The following is a 17,137-nucleotide window of genomic DNA, read 5'->3' on the forward strand; positions in this document are numbered from 1 at the left end:
TGGTCCGTTGATCGGCGCACCCGGCTTCGTGACGTAGGAGACGAGACACGTGAACGGACCGCTGTTCGACCCGACGCGCTTTTCTTTCACCCGGCGCGCCCTGCTCGCGGCGGGCGGCGCGACGGCCGCCGGACTGTTCATGCCGCGCATGGGGCTGGCCGACGAGGCCGAGGTGCACGGCCTGTCCGCCTTCGGCGACCTCGCCTATCCGCCGGACTTCAAGCACTTCAGCTACGTTAACCCAAACGCGCCGAAGGGTGGCACGCTCTCGCTGCAGATCAAGCAGGCGGGCGGCAACCAGAATTTCGACACCTTCAACACCCTCAACATCTTCGTGCTGCGCGGCGACGGCGCGGCGGGGATGGACCTGACCTACGACACGCTGATGGCCGGCTCGGGTGACGAGCCCGATGCACTCTACGGCCTCGTGGCGCGTGCCGTGCGCATCTCGCCGGATGAACTGACCTACCGCTTCGTGCTGCGGCCTGAAGCGCGCTTTCACGACGGCTCGCGTATCACGGCCGAGGACGTCGCCTTCTCGCTCGATACCCTCAAGACCAAGGGGCATCCGAACTACCGCGCCATTCTCACGGAAGTCGTCGGCGCGGAGGTGGAGCGCGAGGATGTCGTTGCCATCCGCCTGTCGCCGCAGCGCAGCCGCGACCTGCACCTCGTCGTGGCGAGCCTGCCCGTCTTTTCCAGGGCCTACTGGAACGGGCGCGACTTCGAGGCGACGACGCTCGAGGCGCCGCTCGGCTCCGGTCCCTACCGGGTCGGGCGCTTCGAGGTTGGCCGCTTCATAGAGTTCGAGCGGGTGGAGGACTATTGGGCGCGCGATCTGCCGGTGAATGTCGGCGGCAACAATTTCGGCCGCATCCGCTACGAGTATTTCCGCGACCGGCAGGTGGCCTTCGAGGCCTTCAAGTCCGGCGCCTTCAATTACCATGAGGAATATACGGCCCGCATCTGGGCGACGGGATACGACTTCCCCGCCGTGCGTGAAGGCCGTGTCAAGCGCGAGGAGATCCCGACGCGCTCGGCCGTGCCGACGCAGGGCTGGTACTTCAACACGCGCCGCGCCCAGTTCCGCGACCCGCGCGTGCGCGAGGCGATCGGCCTCGCCTTCGATTTCGAATGGACGAACAAGAACATCATGTATTCGGCCTACAAGCGGCTGACCTCCTTCTTCGAGGCCTCGGAGATGAAGGCGACGGGCATGCCATCGCCGGAGGAACTGGCGCTCCTCGAGCCGTTCCGGACCGATCTACCGGAGGAGGTCTTCGGCGAGCCCTACGTGCCGCCGGTGTCCGACGGCTCCGGCAGCGACCGCGCCCTGCTGCGGCGGGCGGATGAGCTCCTGCGCGATGCGGGCTGCAAGCGCGAGGGGCGGCGGCTTCTCTTGCCGGATGGGCAGCCCTTCACCATCGAATTCCTCGACTTCCAGCCGACGCTGCAGCCGCACACCCAGCCCTTCCAGGAGAACCTGCAGCGGCTCGGCATCGAGGCGCGCTCGCGCATCGTCGATGCGGCCCAGTACCGGCGACGCATGGACGAATTCGACTTCGACATGGCGAGCATGGCACTGACCGGTAGCCTGACGCCCGGCGACAGCATGCGCGTCGTCTACGGCTCGGAGGCGGCGAAGACGCCAGGTTCGCGGAACGTCGCCGGCATCGCGAACCCTGCCATCGACGCGCTCATCGAGCGCATCGGCCGGGCCAAGACGCGCGCGGAGCTCACCATCGCCTGCCGGGCGCTGGACCGTGTCCTCAGGGCCGGCCGCTACTGGGTGCCGATGTGGTACAAGGACCAGACACTCGTCGCCTACTGGGATGTCTTCTCGCGGCCGGACAAGACGCCGAAATACGGCTCGGGCGCGCCGGGCACGTGGTGGTACGACACTGCGAAGGCAAAGCGGATCGGCGTCGAGCGATGAATATGTCGGACGAATTTAGAGGCGTTGCCGGCTTGCCGCGAACGATCCTGAAGATCGAAGCGCTGCTGACCTGGGGGGCTGCGACATTCGCGTTCTCCCTCACCGGGGCTCCCTGGTGGCTCTATGCGGCGCTCTTCTTCGTGCCGGACGTCAGTTTCCTTGGCTATCTGGCCGGTGCGCGGATCGGGGCAATCGCCTACAATGCTCTTCACTCGCATATCGCGCCCGTTCTGCTCGCCGCGGTCGGGTTTGCGCTGGGGGCACAGGAGGTGCTTGCGGTGGCTGCGATCTGGGTCGCCCACATCGGTTTCGACAGGACGCTCGGCTACGGGCTGAAATACGCAAGCGGCTTTTGCGATACACATCTCGGCCCGGTCGGCAGAAAGGCGGTGGCGTCGTAAATGCTGGCCTACGCGCTGCGACGCATTCTCCTCATGGTGCCGACGCTGTTCGGCATCATGCTCGTCTCCTTCGTCATCGTGCAGTTCGCACCGGGCGGCCCGGTGGAGCGGGTGCTCGCACAGATCCAGGGCACCGACGCCGGCGCCACGGCCCGCTTCGCAGGCGGCGGCGCGGGGGATGCCGGCCAGTCGCGCTATCGCGGCGCGCAGGGGCTCGACCCGGCCTTCATCAAGGAGCTCGAGCGGCAGTTCGGCTTCGACAAGCCGGCGCCCGAGCGCTTCGCCAAGATGATGGTGGACTACGCCACCTTCGACTTCGGCCGCAGCTACTTCCGCGACATCGCCGTCGTCGACCTTATCGCCGAAAAGCTGCCCGTGTCGATCTCGCTCGGGCTGTGGATGATGCTGATCTCCTATGCCATTTCGATTCCGCTCGGCATCGCCAAGGCGGTGCGCGACGGCGAGCGCTTCGACACCTGGACCTCGGCCGTCGTCGTCGTCGGCTATGCCATCCCGAGCTTTCTCTTCGCCATCCTGCTCATCGTGCTCTTTGCCGGTGGCTCCTTCTGGCAGCTCTTCCCGCTCAGGGGGCTGACCTCGGACAACTGGCGCGACTTGTCGCTCATGGCCAAGGTCGGCGACTATCTGTGGCACATCGCGCTGCCAGTGCTGGCGCTCACGCTCGGCGCCTTCGCGACGACGACGCTGCTGACCAAGAACTCCTTTCTCGAGGAGATCCGCAAGCACTACGTGCTGACGGCGCGGATGAAGGGCCTGTCGGAGCGGCAAGTGCTCTACGGGCACGTCTTCCGCAACGCCATGCTGATCGTGGTCTCGGGCTTTCCGGGCGCTTTCATCGGTGCCTTCTTCACCGGCTCGCTGCTGATCGAGACCATCTTCTCGCTCGACGGACTGGGGCTCCTGTCCTTCGAGGCCATCGTCAACCGCGACTATCCCGTCGTCTTCGCCAATCTTTACATCTTTGCCCTCATCGGCCTTCTCGTGAATCTCCTCTCCGACCTCACCTACATGTGGATCGATCCGCGCATCGATTTCGAGACGCGCGAGGTGTGACGTGGCCGAGACCTCGACCCTCACGAAGCCCGAGAAGACGGCCAAGCTCGCCCCGCCGCTGCCGCGCCGAGGGGTTTTGCGCCTGTCGCCGATCAACGCCCGTCGTCTCGCCAATTTCCGGGCGAACCGGCGCGGCCACTGGTCGTTCTGGATCTTTCTGGCGCTCTTCGTTCTCAGCCTTTTCGCCGAGTTCATCGCCAATGACCGGCCGATTCTCGTCTCCTACAAGGGCGAGTTCCTGATGCCGGTGCTCATCGACTATCCGGAGGAGAAGTTCGGCGGCTTCCTCGCCGTCACCGACTACCGCGACCCCGCCATCGCCTCAGAGATTGCCGAGAACGGCTGGTCCCTGTGGCCGCCGATCCGCTTCTCCTACAACACGCACAACCGCAACCTGCCGGTGCCGGCGCCCTCGCCGCCGACGTGGCTGCTCAGCGACGCCGAGTGCCGCCCCTCCGCCGAGCGCGTCGGCGGCAGCACCTGCGCCGACATCGAATGGAATTGGCTCGGCACCGACGACCAGGGCCGCGACGTCGTGGCGCGGCTCATCTACGGCTTCCGCATCTCCGTCCTCTTCGGCCTGACCCTGACTGTCGTCTCCTCGCTGATCGGCGTCGCGGCGGGCGCGGTGCAGGGTTATTTCGGCGGCTGGATCGACCTCCTCTTCCAGCGGCTGATCGAAATCTGGACGGCGATCCCGGCGCTCTATCTCCTCATCATCATCTCGGCCGTCATCACGCCGGGCTTCTTCGTGCTGCTCGGCATCCTGCTGCTGTTCTCGTGGGTGGCGCTCGTCGGCGTGGTGCGGGCCGAATTCTTGCGTGCGCGCAATTTCGAATATGTGCGCGCCGCCCGGGCACTCGGCCTGCCGAACGGGACCATCATGCTCCGCCACCTCCTGCCGAATGCCATGGTGGCGACGCTGACCTTCCTGCCCTTCATCCTCAACGGCTCGATCACGACACTGACGTCGCTCGACTTCCTCGGCTTCGGCCTGCCGCCGGGCTCGCCGTCACTCGGGGAACTGCTGGCGCAGGGCAAGAACCACCTCGAGGCGCCGTGGCTCGGCCTCACCGGCTTCTTCGTCATCGCCATCATGCTGTCGCTGCTGATCTTCGTCGGCGAAGCGGTGCGCGATGCCTTCGACCCGCGAAAGACCTTCGGTTGAGCCATGACTGCCCCCCTCCTTTCCGTCCAGGACCTGTCCGTCGCCTTCCGCCAGGCGGAGCAGGAGACGCTTGCCGTCGACCGCGTGTCCTTCGACGTCGCGCCGGGCGAGACGGTGGCCATCGTCGGGGAATCCGGCTCGGGCAAGACCGTGACGGCCCTGTCGGTGCTGAAGCTGCTGCCCTATCCGGCCGCGCGTCATCCGTCCGGGCAGGTGCTGTTCAAGGGGCGGGACCTCATCGCGGCGAGCGAGGCGGAGATGCGGGCCGTGCGCGGCAATGACATCACCATGGTCTTCCAGGAGCCGATGACCTCGCTCAATCCGCTCCACACCATCGAGCGGCAGATCGGCGAGATCCTCAGGCTGCACCGCGGCATGAGCGGGCAAGCCGCCCGCGCCCGCACGCTCGAGCTGCTCGAGCTCGTCGGCATCGCGTCGGCCGGCGAGCGGCTCGAAGCCTATCCGCACCAGCTCTCGGGCGGCCAGCGCCAGCGCGTCATGATCGCCATGGCGCTCGCCAACGAGCCGGACCTGCTCATCGCCGACGAGCCGACGACGGCGCTCGATGTCACGGTGCAGGCGCAGATCCTCGCCCTGCTCGCCGAACTCAAGGCACGGCTCGGCATGGCGCTGCTCTTCATCACCCATGATCTCGGCATCGTGCGCCGTATCGCCGACCGGGTCTGCGTGATGACGGAGGGGCGTATCGTCGAGACCGGCCCGGTGGAAGCGGTCTTCACGCGGCCGCAGCACGCTTATACGCGCAAGTTGCTCGCGGCCGAGCCGAAGGGCGAGCCGCGGCCGGTGGCCAAGACGGCGCCCGTGGTCGTCGAGGCCGGGCCGCTCAGGGTGTGGTTTCCCATCAAGAAAGGGCTGCTCAGGCGAACGGTCGGCCACGTCAAGGCGGTCGACGGCATCTCGCTGTCCATCCGCGCCGGCGAGACGCTCGGCGTCGTCGGCGAATCGGGCTCCGGCAAGACGACGCTCGGGCTTGCGCTCCTCAGGCTCATCGCCAGCCAGGGGCCCGTGGTCTTCCTCGGCCGGAACATCGACGGCCTCAGGCAGAAGGAGATTCGACCGCTGCGCAAGGACCTGCAGGTGGTCTTCCAGGATCCCTACGGGTCGCTGAGCCCGCGTCTGTCCGTCGCCGAGATCGTGGGTGAGGGGCTCGACGTGCAGAAGCCGGGCCTGTCCTACGATGAGCGGCGCGAGATCGTTGCCCGTGCGCTCGCCGATGTCGGGCTCGACCCGGTGGCGATGGACCGCTACCCGCACGAGTTCTCCGGCGGCCAGCGCCAGCGCATCGCCATCGCGCGCACCATGGCGCTCGACCCGAAGTTCGTCGTGCTCGACGAGCCGACCTCGGCGCTCGACATGTCGGTGCAGGCGCAGATCGTCGATCTGCTGCGCAAGCTGCAGGCCGAGCGGGACCTCGCCTACATGTTCATCTCGCACGACCTCAAGGTGGTGCGGGCGCTCGCCAATGCGCTCATCGTGATGAAGGACGGTGTCGTCGTGGAAGAGGGGCCGGCGGAGACGATCTTCGCGGCTCCGAAGCACGAATACACGCGCAGGCTCTTCGCCGCGGCCTTCGCGCGAGCCGCAGAGGCGACCTGAAACAATCTGCAAAGTTAAATGACTTCGCAGGCTGCCGGGCGCACCTTACAACCGGCCTCCCACACATTCCTCTGAGACCCGACGCCATGCCACGCGCCCTGCTTATCGTGCTCGATTCGGTCGGCGCCGGCGGCGCCCCCGATGCCGCGGCCTTCGGCGACGAGGGGGCCAACACGCTCGGCCATATCGCCGCGGCCTGTGCCTCGGGCGAGGCGGACAGGCAGGGCCTGCGCCGGGGGCCGCTCGCGATCCCCAACCTCGCCCGCCTCGGGCTCTCGCAGGCCTGCGAATTGTCGACCGGGCGCCCGCTCGCCGGCGTGGCGCGGCCGGACGAGCCGGCGGGGCAGTGGGGCGTCGCGCGCGAGACCTCCATCGGCAAGGACACTCCCTCCGGCCACTGGGAGATCGCGGGGCGGCCGGTACCCTTCGCCTGGGGCTACTTCCCGAACACGCGCCCCGCCTTCCCGCCGGAGCTCGTGGCGAAGATCGTCGCGGCGGCGAAGCTGCCCGGTATCCTCGGCGACAGGCATGCTTCCGGCACCGCCATCATCGAGGAGCTCGGCGCCGAGCACGTAGCGAGCGGCAAGCCGATCCTCTACACCTCCGTCGATTCCGTGCTGCAGATCGCCGCGCATGAGGAGACCTTCGGCCTCGAGCGGCTCTACGAGCTGTGCCGCATCGTCCGCCCCTTGGTCGACCCGCTCAGGATCGGCCGCGTCATCGCTCGGCCGTTCGTCGGCACGCCGGACGGTGGCTTCACCCGCACTGGCAACCGCAAGGATTTTGCCATCCCCCCGCCGGAAGGAACAATTCTCGACCGGCTCGACGATGCCGGCCGCGCCGTCGTCACGGTGGGCAAGATCGGCGACATCTTCGCCCATCGGCACACGGGGCGGGAGATCAAGCCGCACGGCAACGACGCCGTGCTGACGGCGACCCTCGAAGCCTTCCGCACGCTGCCGGACGGTGGCCTCGTATTCTCCAATCTCGTCGATTTCGACACCGAGTACGGCCACCGCCGGGATGTGGCCGGCTATGCTGCCGCCATCGAGGCCTTCGACCGGCGCGTGCCGGAGATCGAGGCCCTGCTCGGACCCGCGGATGTTGCCGTCGTCACCGCCGATCACGGCAACGACCCGACCTGGCGCGGCACCGATCATACCCGCGAGCAGGTGCCGGTGCTTGCCTTCGGTCCGGCCGTCGCGCCGGGGTCGATCGGCCTCAGGACAACCTTCGCCGATATCGGCGAAACGCTCGCCGCCCATCTCGGCTTGCCAGGTTCGGGGCCTGGCAGGCCGTGGTCCTTCATCTGATATCTGCCGCTAGCGGCCCTCGCGCCCGAGGCTCGCCATGCGCGCAAGCCAGAGCCGGCGCTTCTCCTCGTTGGCCGTGCCGACGCCGCCGAACAGGCTGCGGCGGATCGGCCCCAGGCCGACGAAGGAAAGGATGTTGCGCTCAAGGCCGCGCAGGCCGTGGGCACCGTACCACCAGCGGTAGATGAAGGCCGGCATGCCCATGGTCACGACGATGCGGACGGAACGGCCGGTGAGCAGCTTCTCGGGCACCCCGCCGTCGTTGTAGCGAAAGGCGGTGCCGGGGCGCAGCACCTGCTCGAGGAAGGCCTTGGCAAGGGCCGGCAATGTCCCGAGCCAGAGGGGGAAGACGAGGACGACGTGGTCCGCCCAGGCGAGTGCCTCGCCCGCCTCGGCAAGGCCTTCCGGCATCAGCCCGAGCTCGAAATCGTTCTGCGTGCGCAGGAACGGCACGTCGAGCCGGGCGATATCGACCTCCTTCACGCTATGGCCGCCGGCGCGGGCGCCTTCCGCATAGGCGGCCGCCAGGGCGCGGCACAGGCGGGCGGGATCATTGTCGGGGTGGCCCTGGAGAATGGTGATCTTACGCATGCACTCATCCCATCGAGAACAGTCGCTATGTTCGGCGCAGGCGACGCCGTTTGGTTTGATGCAGGTCACACGCGCACCATTTGCGCTGCGAGTTGACGCCATCGCCGCGGTGCAGCAAGCTCCCTCCGGTCGAGACCCTTCGAGCCCTCCAGCCTTTTCGGCGAGGGCTCGTTCTCTTCGGGGCACAGGCCATGACGACGCCGAATCGGTCGAGCCATATCCGTCTCACCTCCCATCCCGAGCCCGAGACGCCTGCGCGCTTTCCCATCCGCTGGGGCGCGGACACGCCCGCGGAGCGGGGGCCGGTGATCGGCACCGTCACCAATCCGGGCCTGCGCAATGTCATCGGCGCGCATGGTGGTGCCTATGCGCTCTACCGCGCGCTCGCTGTCTCGTCCGGCGCGCTCAACCCGCTGGTGCGGCCCGACCTCACCAACACCGATCCCGTTGTCGCCATCGGGCCGCATCCGCAATGGAGCGAGCCCGGCCGCATCGTCTCGCTCGATCCCTTCGGCCACATGGTGGCGAGCGCCTTTGCTCGCGATGTGGCGGAGGGGGCTGACATCCGGCCCTCCATCGCCGTCACCCGGGCGCGGCTCAACCTGCCCGAGATCCTCGCCGCCATCGCCGGCCACCGCCTCGCGGCCGACGGCACCATCCTGCACGCCTCCGGCGACATCGCCGTCACCAAGATTGCCATCGATCCGGTTTGGCACCTGCCGGGGGTCGCCGAGCGCTTCGGCACGAGCGAACAGAAGCTGCGGCGCACGCTGTTCGAGCAGACGGGTGGCATGTTCCCGGAGCTCGTGACGCGGCCGGACCTGCACGTCTTCCTGCCGCCCATCGGGGGTACCACGGTCTATATCGTCGGGGAGGTCGCGGCGCTGACCGACGAGAAGCGCACCATCGCTTGCCGGGTGCACGACGAGTGCAACGGCTCCGACGTCTTCGGCTCCGACATCTGCACCTGCCGCCCCTATCTGGTGCACGGCATCGAGGAATGCGTGCGCGAAGCGCAGAAGGGCGGCGCCGGCGTCATCGTCTACAACCGCAAGGAGGGGCGGGCGCTCGGCGAGGTCACGAAGTTCCTCGTCTACAACGCCCGCAAGCGCCAGGAGGGCGGCGACCAGGCGGCCACCTATTTCGAGCGCACGGAATGCGTTGCCGGCGTGCAGGACGCACGCTTCCAGCAGCTGATGCCGGATGTGCTGCACTGGCTCGGCATCCGCCGCATCGACCGGTTCGTCTCCATGTCCAACATGAAGTACGACGCCATCACCGGCTCGGGCATCGAGATCGGAGAGCGGGTGCCGATCCCGGACGAACTCGTGCCGCCCGATGCGCAGGTGGAACTCGCGGCCAAGAAGGCGGCCGGCTACTATACGCCGGAGACGCCGCCGGACGAGGCCGCGCTCAAGGCGACGGTCGGCCGCGACCTCGATCGCTATTGAGGGACTGGCGGGTGATGACGGAATTGTCGGTGCGTACGAGCGAGGCCGGGGGCGTTTCGCCCGATGCGGTCAGGGCGCTGCTGTCGGCGCGGGCGGTGCGCGAGCGGGCTCGCACCATGCTCGGCCTCGCTGAGGACGGACGCCTCCTCCACTGCGCCGTCGATATGGACCGGCTGCCCCTCGTGGCGGATTATGTCGTCGACACGATCCGGGCCAATTACCCGACGCTCGCCATCCCCTTCCACGCCCGCTGGCGGCATTTCGCGGCGGGCGGCCATGACCGCTGGGGGGCGCTCGCGGCGCGAACGCGCTGGCCGGATACCGCCGGCAAGGCCCGGGCCGCCTTCGACCTCGCCATCCTCAGCGTGCTCCTCGACGCCGGCGCGGGTCCCGTCTGGCGCTACCGGGAGGACGAGACGGGGGAGGCCTATGCCCGCTCCGAGGGCCTCGCGGTCGCCTCGCTGCGCATGTTCGAGGCGGGGCTCTTCTCCTTCTGCGCCGAAGATCCGCTGCGTGCCGACGCCAAGCGGCTGCGCGAGGTGACCGCGCGCGACCTCGCCACCGGCTTCAAGGCGAGCGAGCAGAACGCGCTCGTCGGGCTCGAGGGCCGGGCCGCGCTGCTCTACGGCCTCGGCACGGTGGCTGCGGCCAAGCCCGAGGTCTTCGCCCGCGCCGACGGGCCGCGCCCCGGCGGGCTGTTCGATGCCCTCGTGGCCGAGGGCGCTGGCGGCGAGGTGCCGGCGGAGCTGATCCTGCACATGCTGCTCGCCCATCTGTCCGCGGTCTGGCCGGCGCGGCTCACCATCGCCGGCATCGAGCTCGGCGACACGTGGATGCACCCGCTGATGCCGGGCGAGGGGGGCACGGCCGGCCTCGTACCCTTCCACAAGCTGTCGCAATGGCTGGCCTATTCGCTCATCGAGCCGCTGGAGGAGGCGGGGCTTGTCGTCACCGGCATCGATGGGCTCACGGGCCTGCCGGAATATCGCAACGGCGGCCTCCTCATCGACCTCGGCGCGATTCGCCTGAAGGATCCGGAGGATCTGGCGCGCACCCACGAGGTGTCCTCGCCGCTGGTCGTCGAGTGGCGGGCGCTGACGGTGGCCCTGCTCGACGCGGTGGCTCGCCTCGTGCGCGAACGGCTCGGCTGCGACGAGCGGGCGATGCCGCTTGCCCGCGTGCTCGAGGGCGGCACCTGGGCGGCCGGCCGCCGCATCGCGCGCGAGACTCGCGGCGACGGTTCTCCACCGCTTTCCATCGCCAGCGACGGCACGGTGTTCTGATTCCGCCTTCCCGCGGTGGCGCGCCGGTGCTTATTGTCGGGCAAGCGGCGCAGAACCGCACGTGTCAACCATCCAGAGGCCGGAGCCGATCCATGGAAGGCGTTACCGTCGTCGACCATCCGCTGGTGCAGCACAAGCTGACGCTGATGCGCGACAAGTCGCGCTCCACCAAGGGCTTTCGCCAGCTGCTGAACGAGATCGGCATGCTGCTGTGCTACGAGGTAACGCGCGATCTGCCGCTCGAGGACGTCGACATCGAAACGCCACTGATGCCGATGCGCGCGCCGATGCTGGCGGGCAAGAAACTCGTCTTCGCGCCCATCCTGCGCGCCGGCGTCGGATTCCTCGACGGCATGCTCGATCTCGTGCCCTCCGCGCGTGTCGCTCACATTGGTCTCTACCGCGATCCCGAGACGCTGACGGCCGTCGAATATTACTTCAAGGCCCCGGCCAATCTCGCCGAGCGTCTCGTCATCGTCATGGACCCGATGCTGGCGACGGCCAATTCCGCCGTGGCCGCCATCGACCGGTTGAAGGAGCGCGGTGCCAAGGAGATGCGTTTCGTCTGTCTGCTGGCCGCTCCGGAGGGTATCGAGAAGCTGCGCGGCGAGCATCCCGACGTGCCGATCTGGACCGCGGCCATCGACGAGCATCTGAACGACCACGGCTACATCATGCCGGGCCTCGGCGACGCCGGTGACCGCATGTACGGCACCAAGTGACTGCAGCCATGATCGTCGTCTTCGGTTCGCTCAACGCCGATCTCGTCACGCGCGTAGGGCACATTCCGGCGCCGGGCGAGACCGTGATCGGTCCCGGTTATGCCGTGCACCCCGGGGGAAAGGGTGCCAACCAGGCGCTCGCCGCCGCCCGGGCGGGCGCGCGGGTGATCATGGCCGGGGCGGTCGGGCATGACGGGCTCGCCAAGGCGGCGCTCGGCCTCCTCTCCGCCGAGGGTGTCGATCTCTCCCTTGTCGCGCGTCTCGATGAGCCGACGGGCGCTGCCTTCATCACGGTGGATGCGGCGGGCGAGAACGCCATCGTCGTCGCGGCCGGCGCCAATGGCCATGCACGCGCCGAGACGCTCGCCGGGATTGCCTGGGAGGACGGAGCGATCCTGCTCCTGCAACGCGAGGTGCCGGAAGCCGAGTGCATCGCCGCCGCGCGCATCGCCAAGGCTCATGGCGCGCGCGTCATGCTCAACCTCGCCCCGGCAGGACGGCCGGACCCGGAACTCGTGGCCCTCCTCGACATCCTTGTCATGAACGAGCACGAGGCGCGGGTCATGGCCGACGCCCTTGGCATCGCGGAAGGCAACCCGGATGCCATCGCCCGCGTGATCGACGCCCGCCACGGCATCGCGGCCATCGTGACGCTCGGAGCCGAAGGGCTCGTCGCCTGGACGGGCGGGGTGCGCCGGGCCGTGCCGGCGCCGCCCGTCGCGGTGGTCGACACGACGGCGGCGGGCGATACGTTCTGCGGCGCTTTCGCCGCAGCGCTCGCCGGTGGCTACGGCTTCACCGGAGCCTTGCAACGTGGCGTTGCCGCCGGCAGCCTCGCCTGCACGAAGGCCGGCGCGCAGCCGAGCATTCCGGACAAGGCGGCGATCGAGGCGCTGGTGGCGGGGCAGTTCGTTTGAGGATGTGAGGCCGGCGGCTTCCATGGGCTGTCATGCCCCCGCTTGTCGCGGGCATCCGCGCCGCGCCGAACATCGCGCAACGCAAGGGCGTGGATGGCCGGGACGCGCCGGCCATGACGGAGCGGCGGAAACGCAAAGAGACCCCCGATGGGCCGGTGCACCGCTTATCGAACGGTGCCCTATTCCGCCGCCCTGACGGGGCTGGCAATGGCCGGGCGCGGCTGCTCGGCATCGTCGAACTCGAGGGCGTCGATGCGCTCGCCGCGCTTGACGATCTTGTCGGTCGAGATGCGGATCTGGCCCACATCCTCCTGGGCCTGGCGGAAGTGGGTATCGAGCCTTTCCACTCGGTCGCTCAGGCGCTTCACGTCGTCGAGCAGACGCCGCACCTCCACCTGGATCTTCTGCGCCTCCTCGCGCATGCGTGCGTCGCGCACCAACGTCTGCATCACTTGGATGGCGAGCGCCAGGAGCGAGGGAGAGACGACCACGACGCGCGCACGGTGTGCGCGCTGCACCACGTCGTCGAAATATTCGTGCAGGTCGGCATAGATGGCCTCGGACGGCACGAAGAGCAGCGCCATGTCCTGCGTCTCGCCGGGGATGAGGTATTTCTCGGCGATGTCGCGCACGTGGGTCGCGACATCCGCCTTCACGCGCTGGCCGGCCTGCCGACGCGCCTCCTCGCTTTTGGCTTCGCGAAAGGCCGAAAAGCCCTCGAGCGGGAACTTGGCGTCGATGACGAGCGGATGGTCGCCCGGCAGGTGCACGAGGCAGTCCGGCCGCGTACGGTTCGACAGCGTCGCCTGGAAGGTATAGGCACCCGCCGGCAGGCCGTCGCGGATGATCGCCTCCATCCGTCCCTGGCCGTAGGCGCCGCGCGCCTGCTTGTTGGCCAGGATGTCCTTGAGGCCGACCACCTCGCCGGTGAGATCGGTGAGGTTCTTCTGCGCGGCGTCGATGACGGCGAGGCGCTCGTTGAGGCGGGCGATGTTCTCGCTCGTCTGGCGGGCCGTCGTCTCCAGCCCCTGGCCGACCCGGTGCTGCAGGCCGTCGAGCCGCTCGCTCAAGAGGCGCGCGAGATCCGCCTGGCGGGTGCCGAAGATCTCGGCCATCGTCTGCATGCGACCCTGCATCTCCGCCTGCAGGCGCGTCATCTCCGCCACCTTGTCGTCGAACTCGCGCGCACGTTCCGCCGCGGCGGCCGCCTCCAGCGAGCGCTCGCGCCCCGCTCGGGCGGTGCTGCGGGCGAGCAGCGCGAGCAGCAGGATGACGGCGAGCGCGAAGCCGAGCGCCACCTGGGCATAGGTGAAGGCGTGAGCGCCGATGGTGAGGGCGATGTCGTTCATGCACCCAACGCTAGCCGATTCGTGCGCCCGATGCGAACGAAAGCGGAACACGTTGACCGGCGCGACGGGAATGATTATGTCGCCTGTGTTCCAACCCAGCGTGTGCCATGACCATCCGTCGCATCATCGTCATTCCCGATCCCCGCCTGAAGCAGCCGTCCGCACCCGTCGAGGCGGTCACGGACGAGATCCGCCAGTTGGCCGACGACATGCTGGAGACGATGTATGACGCGCCGGGTATCGGCCTCGCGGCCGTGCAGATCGGCGTCATGAAGCGCATCCTCGTGCTCGACGTCTCGCGCGAGGGCGAGGACAAGCGCCCGATGGTGTTCATCAACCCGCAGATCGTGTGGTCCTCGGAAGAGACGAGCACCTACGAGGAAGGCTGCCTTTCCATCCCCGAATATTATGAGGAGGTGGAGCGGCCGGCGCGCGTGCGGGTTCGCTATGTCGACCTGGACGGCAAGGCGCAGGAGATCGAGGCGGACGGGCTGCTCGCCACCTGCCTGCAGCACGAGATCGACCATCTCGACGGGATCCTCTTCCTCGATCACCTGTCGAAGCTCAAGCGCGACCGCGTGATGAAGAAGTTCTCCAAGGTGGCCCGGCGCGAGGCGGCAGGGTAATCAGCACCATTGCCCGTCATGCCCGCCCCAGCCGCGGGCATCGACGCCTCATTGCGCAACGTTGAGGGCGTGGATGGCCGAGACGCCACCGGCCATGACGGGTGGAAGGCGGGCCATCGCGTAGATCCTGTTTCTGTCGGCAACGGCGGCTTTCGGCTGTGAGCGGCAGCAGAGTGCGGCGGCCGCGGAGCATGGGGCTTGCCCTTGCCTGCCGCAGGCGTTTAGGGAAGGGCGCTTGCGGCGCCGCTCGCCGCCCCACATCCGGCAGGTGCCATGTCGCTGCGCATCGTTTTCATGGGCACGCCCGATTTCGCCGTGCCGACGCTCGCCGAAATCGTCGGCCAGGGCCACGAAGTCGTCGCCGTCTACACCCGCGCGCCGGCCAGGGCCGGGCGCGGCATGGGCGAGAAGCGCTCGCCGGTGCACGAGATGGCCGAGCGTTTCGCCATCCCCGTCTATACGCCCAGGAGTCTGCGCGGCCCGGAGGAACAGGAGACCTTGCGTTCGCTGGCGGCCGATGTCGCGGTGGTCGTCGCCTATGGCCTCATCCTGCCCGTGCCGATGCTGGAGGCGCCGAGGCTCGGCTGCCTCAACCTGCATGCCTCGCTGCTACCGCGCTGGCGTGGCGCCGCTCCCATCCAGCGCGCCGTGATGGCAGGCGATGCCGAGACTGGTGTTGCCGTCATGAAGATGGAGGAGGGGCTCGATACCGGGCCTGTCGCGATGGTGGAGCGGATCGCCATCGCTCCGGACATGACGGCCGGTGAGCTGCACGACCGACTTGCCGTGCTCGGCGCCGACCTGATGGTGCGCGCGCTCGCGGCGCTTTCACGCGATGCGCTCTCCTTCGTGCCGCAGGCCGCTGAGGGTGTCGCCTATGCCGCCAAGATCACCAACGAGGAGGCGCGCATCGACTGGTCGCGTCCGGCCGGCGAGGTGCACAACCTGGTGCGCGGCCTGTCGCCCTTTCCCGGCGCCTTTCTCATGGTCGACCTCGGCAAGGGGGCCGAGCGCGTGAAGGTGCTGCGCACGCGCCGCGCTGACGGCGCCGGGCCGCCGGGCACATTGCTTGCGGGCGGGCTTGTCGTCGCCTGCGGCGAGGGCGCCGTCGAGCTTCTGCAGGTGCAGCGCGCCGGGCGCGACGTGACGAGCGGCGAGGAGTTTCTGCGTGGCGCCCGTCTCGCGCCAGGCACCGTACTGGCGTGATCATGCCGCGCTACAGGCTCATCGTCGAATATGACGGCAGTCCCTATGTCGGCTGGCAGTGGCAGGAGACGGGGCGCTCCGTGCAGCAGGCGCTGGAAGAGGCGCTCGCCCGCTTCTGCGGCGAAAGCCCGCGTGTGCAATGCGCCGGGCGCACCGATGCCGGCGTGCATGCCATCGGCCAGGTGGTGCATTTCGACCTCTCCCGGCCGTGGCGCACGGATACGCTGCGCGATGCGACGAATGCGCATCTGAAGCTCATGGGCGATGCGGCGGCGGTGCTCCTTGCCGCCGAGGTGCCGGCGGATTTCGATGCCCGCCGCTCCGCCGTGAAGCGGCACTATCTCTACCGCATCCTCAACCGACGGCCGCAGCCGGTGCTCGATGCGCGCCTCGTCTGGCATGTGCCCGGGCCGCTCGACGCTGCGGCGATGCACGAGGCGGCGCAGCACCTCGTCGGCCGACACGATTTCACGACCTTTCGTGCCGCGGAATGTCAGGCATCCGGTCCCGTGCGCACGCTTGACCGGCTCGATGTCAGCCGCCTCGGCGACGAGATCCGCATCGAGGCCTCGGCGCGCTCCTTTCTGCACCACCAGGTGCGCTCGATGGTCGGCACGCTGGAGCGCGTGGGTGCTGGCAAGTGGCGGCCGGAGGACGTGCGCCGCGCCCTTCAGGCGCGCAACCGCAAGGCGTGCGGGCCGATGGCGCCGGCGTGCGGGCTGTATCTCGTCGGCGTCGATTACTGATCGTCAGCCGACGAAAGTGCGCACCAGCACGAAGGTGGCGATGTCCATGGCGACGATGAAGCCGGCAAGGCCCGCGGAGATGCCGAGCGCGATCCGGGCGAGGACCCAGCGGAAATAGAAGACGATGAAGCCGAAGGCGAGGGCGTAGAACACGGCCAGGCCCGCCGTGGCGAGGCCCAGCACATGCAGCGCCGGCGGTAGGGCGAGCAGGAGAAGGGCCGCCACGTTCGACCAGTTGTAGGCGACGATATAGCCGACATAGCGCCGCTCGAGCCCCATGAGCCGCACGAAGCCGAGCATCAGCAGCGGAAAGAGCAGCCAGGCCGAGGCGATGACGAGCGCCTGGGCGAACAGGATGTCGGGCATGTCGAAGAGCCCGCCGTCGTGCATCCAGTCCGGGCCGGAGCGGGTGAAGCGGGCGGCGGCGACGCCGACGACGAAGGCTGGCGCGGCGAGCGCCATGGCGAGGAACGAATGCCAGAAGCCGGTGAAGCTGACGTCGAAGGTTTCGAGCGCGCCCTTGCTGCGGTTCAGGACCTGCCAGCAGCCGCGTAGCGAGCGGGCTACCTCGTCGGCCGTGATGAGCATGTCAGCCTCGGATGTTGCGTTGCATATAATACGAAAGTCGTAGGCCTTTTGTCTAGAGGTGGCGCGTCCCGCTCAGCCGTCATGCCCGCGACAGGCGCGGCCATGACAACAGGGAAGCGTCGCGCTTTGCCGCTTCACGTCTGGTGGCG

16 protein-coding genes are annotated in these 17,137 nt (G+C 68.4%); 13 read left to right on the forward strand and 3 right to left on the reverse strand.

Annotated features, from left to right (window positions below; translation table 11 throughout):
* The first annotated feature begins 49 nt into the window (after positions 1–49).
* The 6 genes from ASC46_RS15315 (at position 50) to ASC46_RS15340 (ending at position 7,509) form a co-directional block, all read left to right on the forward strand.
* Positions 50–1,936 carry an extracellular solute-binding protein gene (locus ASC46_RS15315; RefSeq protein ID WP_055460173.1) on the forward strand — a complete coding sequence of 629 codons (1,887 nt, stop codon included), beginning with the start codon at positions 50–52 and terminating at the stop codon, positions 1,934–1,936.
* Between the two features lie 2 nt (positions 1,937–1,938).
* Complete coding sequence (locus ASC46_RS15320; protein WP_245280580.1) at positions 1,939–2,337, forward strand: DUF4260 domain-containing protein; 399 nt, start codon at positions 1,939–1,941, stop codon at positions 2,335–2,337.
* Entirely contained in the window at positions 2,338–3,411 is a 1,074-nt protein-coding gene (locus ASC46_RS15325; protein WP_055460175.1) for a microcin C ABC transporter permease YejB, read from the forward strand.
* 1 nt (position 3,412) lies between these two features.
* Entirely contained in the window at positions 3,413–4,579 is a 1,167-nt protein-coding gene (locus ASC46_RS15330) for an ABC transporter permease (protein ID WP_055460176.1), read from the forward strand.
* Between the two features lie 3 nt (positions 4,580–4,582).
* Positions 4,583–6,196 (forward strand): ABC transporter ATP-binding protein, encoded by a 1,614-nt coding sequence (locus tag ASC46_RS15335; protein WP_055460177.1) that lies wholly within the window; start codon positions 4,583–4,585, stop codon positions 6,194–6,196.
* A gap of 86 nt (positions 6,197–6,282) precedes the next feature.
* A complete protein-coding gene (locus ASC46_RS15340; RefSeq protein WP_055460178.1) occupies positions 6,283–7,509 on the forward strand; it encodes a phosphopentomutase in 1,227 nt (408 codons plus the stop codon).
* A gap of 9 nt (positions 7,510–7,518) precedes the next feature.
* On the opposite strand, the gene ASC46_RS15345 is transcribed toward ASC46_RS15340, so the two are convergent.
* Positions 7,519–8,100, reverse strand: coding sequence for an NAD(P)H-dependent oxidoreductase (locus tag ASC46_RS15345; protein ID WP_055460179.1), 582 nt, complete (start codon positions 8,098–8,100; stop codon positions 7,519–7,521).
* A 191-nt stretch (positions 8,101–8,291) separates the two neighbouring features.
* Here ASC46_RS15345 and ASC46_RS15350 point away from each other — a divergent pair, with 191 nt between their 5' ends.
* The 4 genes from ASC46_RS15350 (at position 8,292) to ASC46_RS15365 (ending at position 12,473) form a co-directional block, all read left to right on the forward strand.
* Positions 8,292–9,551, forward strand: a complete 1,260-nt coding sequence (locus tag ASC46_RS15350; RefSeq protein WP_055460180.1) for a GTP cyclohydrolase II — start codon at positions 8,292–8,294, stop codon at positions 9,549–9,551.
* 14 nt (positions 9,552–9,565) lie between these two features.
* On the forward strand, positions 9,566–10,834 hold the full coding sequence (locus ASC46_RS15355; RefSeq protein WP_055460181.1) for a URC4/urg3 family protein: 1,269 nt from the start codon (positions 9,566–9,568) through the stop codon (positions 10,832–10,834).
* A 92-nt stretch (positions 10,835–10,926) separates the two neighbouring features.
* On the forward strand, positions 10,927–11,556 hold the full coding sequence (gene upp, locus ASC46_RS15360) for a uracil phosphoribosyltransferase (RefSeq protein WP_055460182.1): 630 nt from the start codon (positions 10,927–10,929) through the stop codon (positions 11,554–11,556).
* 8 nt (positions 11,557–11,564) lie between these two features.
* Positions 11,565–12,473 (forward strand): ribokinase, encoded by a 909-nt coding sequence (locus ASC46_RS15365; protein ID WP_055460183.1) that lies wholly within the window; start codon positions 11,565–11,567, stop codon positions 12,471–12,473.
* Between the two features lie 179 nt (positions 12,474–12,652).
* Here the strand turns inward: ASC46_RS15365 and ASC46_RS15370 are convergent, their stop codons facing one another.
* A complete protein-coding gene (locus tag ASC46_RS15370; protein WP_055460184.1) occupies positions 12,653–13,822 on the reverse strand; it encodes a DNA recombination protein RmuC in 1,170 nt (389 codons plus the stop codon).
* Positions 13,823–13,929: 107 nt separating this feature from the next.
* On the opposite strand from ASC46_RS15370, the gene ASC46_RS15375 reads away from it, so the two are divergent.
* The 3 genes from ASC46_RS15375 to truA all read left to right on the forward strand — a co-directional run bounded on the left by ASC46_RS15375 (position 13,930) and on the right by truA (position 16,400).
* On the forward strand, positions 13,930–14,448 hold the full coding sequence (locus tag ASC46_RS15375; RefSeq protein WP_055460185.1) for a peptide deformylase: 519 nt from the start codon (positions 13,930–13,932) through the stop codon (positions 14,446–14,448).
* Positions 14,449–14,721: 273 nt separating this feature from the next.
* The gene (gene fmt, locus ASC46_RS15380; protein WP_055460186.1) at positions 14,722–15,654 is read left to right on the forward strand and encodes a methionyl-tRNA formyltransferase; all 933 of its coding nucleotides are present in this window, start codon (positions 14,722–14,724) and stop codon (positions 15,652–15,654) included.
* Positions 15,655–15,656: 2 nt separating this feature from the next.
* Positions 15,657–16,400, forward strand: coding sequence for a tRNA pseudouridine(38-40) synthase TruA (gene truA, locus ASC46_RS15385; protein WP_055460262.1), 744 nt, complete (start codon positions 15,657–15,659; stop codon positions 16,398–16,400).
* Between the two features lie 3 nt (positions 16,401–16,403).
* Here the strand turns inward: truA and ASC46_RS15390 are convergent, their stop codons facing one another.
* Positions 16,404–16,988 carry a hypothetical protein gene (locus tag ASC46_RS15390; RefSeq protein ID WP_055460187.1) on the reverse strand — a complete coding sequence of 195 codons (585 nt, stop codon included), beginning with the start codon at positions 16,986–16,988 and terminating at the stop codon, positions 16,404–16,406.
* Positions 16,989–17,137: the final 149 nt, after the last annotated feature.

Source organism: Chelatococcus sambhunathii, assembly GCF_001418005.1.
GTDB classification, from domain to species: Bacteria; Pseudomonadota; Alphaproteobacteria; order Rhizobiales; family Beijerinckiaceae; genus Chelatococcus_A; species Chelatococcus_A sambhunathii.

What these genes read in the sequence shown, in the direction of transcription:
- ASC46_RS15320 (WP_245280580.1), top strand. Translation starts at nt 1,939, where the DNA reads ATGTCGGACGAATTTAGAGGCGTTGCCGGCTTGCCGCGAACGATCCTG.
- ASC46_RS15325 (WP_055460175.1), top strand. Translation starts at nt 2,338, where the DNA reads ATGCTGGCCTACGCGCTGCGACGCATTCTCCTCATGGTGCCGACGCTG.
- ASC46_RS15335 (WP_055460177.1), top strand. Translation starts at nt 4,583, where the DNA reads ATGACTGCCCCCCTCCTTTCCGTCCAGGACCTGTCCGTCGCCTTCCGC.
- ASC46_RS15340 (WP_055460178.1), top strand. Translation starts at nt 6,283, where the DNA reads ATGCCACGCGCCCTGCTTATCGTGCTCGATTCGGTCGGCGCCGGCGGC.
- ASC46_RS15345 (WP_055460179.1), bottom strand. Translation starts at nt 8,100, where the DNA reads ATGCGTAAGATCACCATTCTCCAGGGCCACCCCGACAATGATCCCGCC.
- ASC46_RS15350 (WP_055460180.1), top strand. Translation starts at nt 8,292, where the DNA reads ATGACGACGCCGAATCGGTCGAGCCATATCCGTCTCACCTCCCATCCC.
- ASC46_RS15355 (WP_055460181.1), top strand. Translation starts at nt 9,566, where the DNA reads ATGACGGAATTGTCGGTGCGTACGAGCGAGGCCGGGGGCGTTTCGCCC.
- upp (WP_055460182.1), top strand. Translation starts at nt 10,927, where the DNA reads ATGGAAGGCGTTACCGTCGTCGACCATCCGCTGGTGCAGCACAAGCTG.
- ASC46_RS15365 (WP_055460183.1), top strand. Translation starts at nt 11,565, where the DNA reads ATGATCGTCGTCTTCGGTTCGCTCAACGCCGATCTCGTCACGCGCGTA.
- ASC46_RS15370 (WP_055460184.1), bottom strand. Translation starts at nt 13,822, where the DNA reads ATGAACGACATCGCCCTCACCATCGGCGCTCACGCCTTCACCTATGCC.
- ASC46_RS15375 (WP_055460185.1), top strand. Translation starts at nt 13,930, where the DNA reads ATGACCATCCGTCGCATCATCGTCATTCCCGATCCCCGCCTGAAGCAG.
- fmt (WP_055460186.1), top strand. Translation starts at nt 14,722, where the DNA reads ATGTCGCTGCGCATCGTTTTCATGGGCACGCCCGATTTCGCCGTGCCG.
- truA (WP_055460262.1), top strand. Translation starts at nt 15,657, where the DNA reads ATGCCGCGCTACAGGCTCATCGTCGAATATGACGGCAGTCCCTATGTC.
- ASC46_RS15390 (WP_055460187.1), bottom strand. Translation starts at nt 16,988, where the DNA reads ATGCTCATCACGGCCGACGAGGTAGCCCGCTCGCTACGCGGCTGCTGG.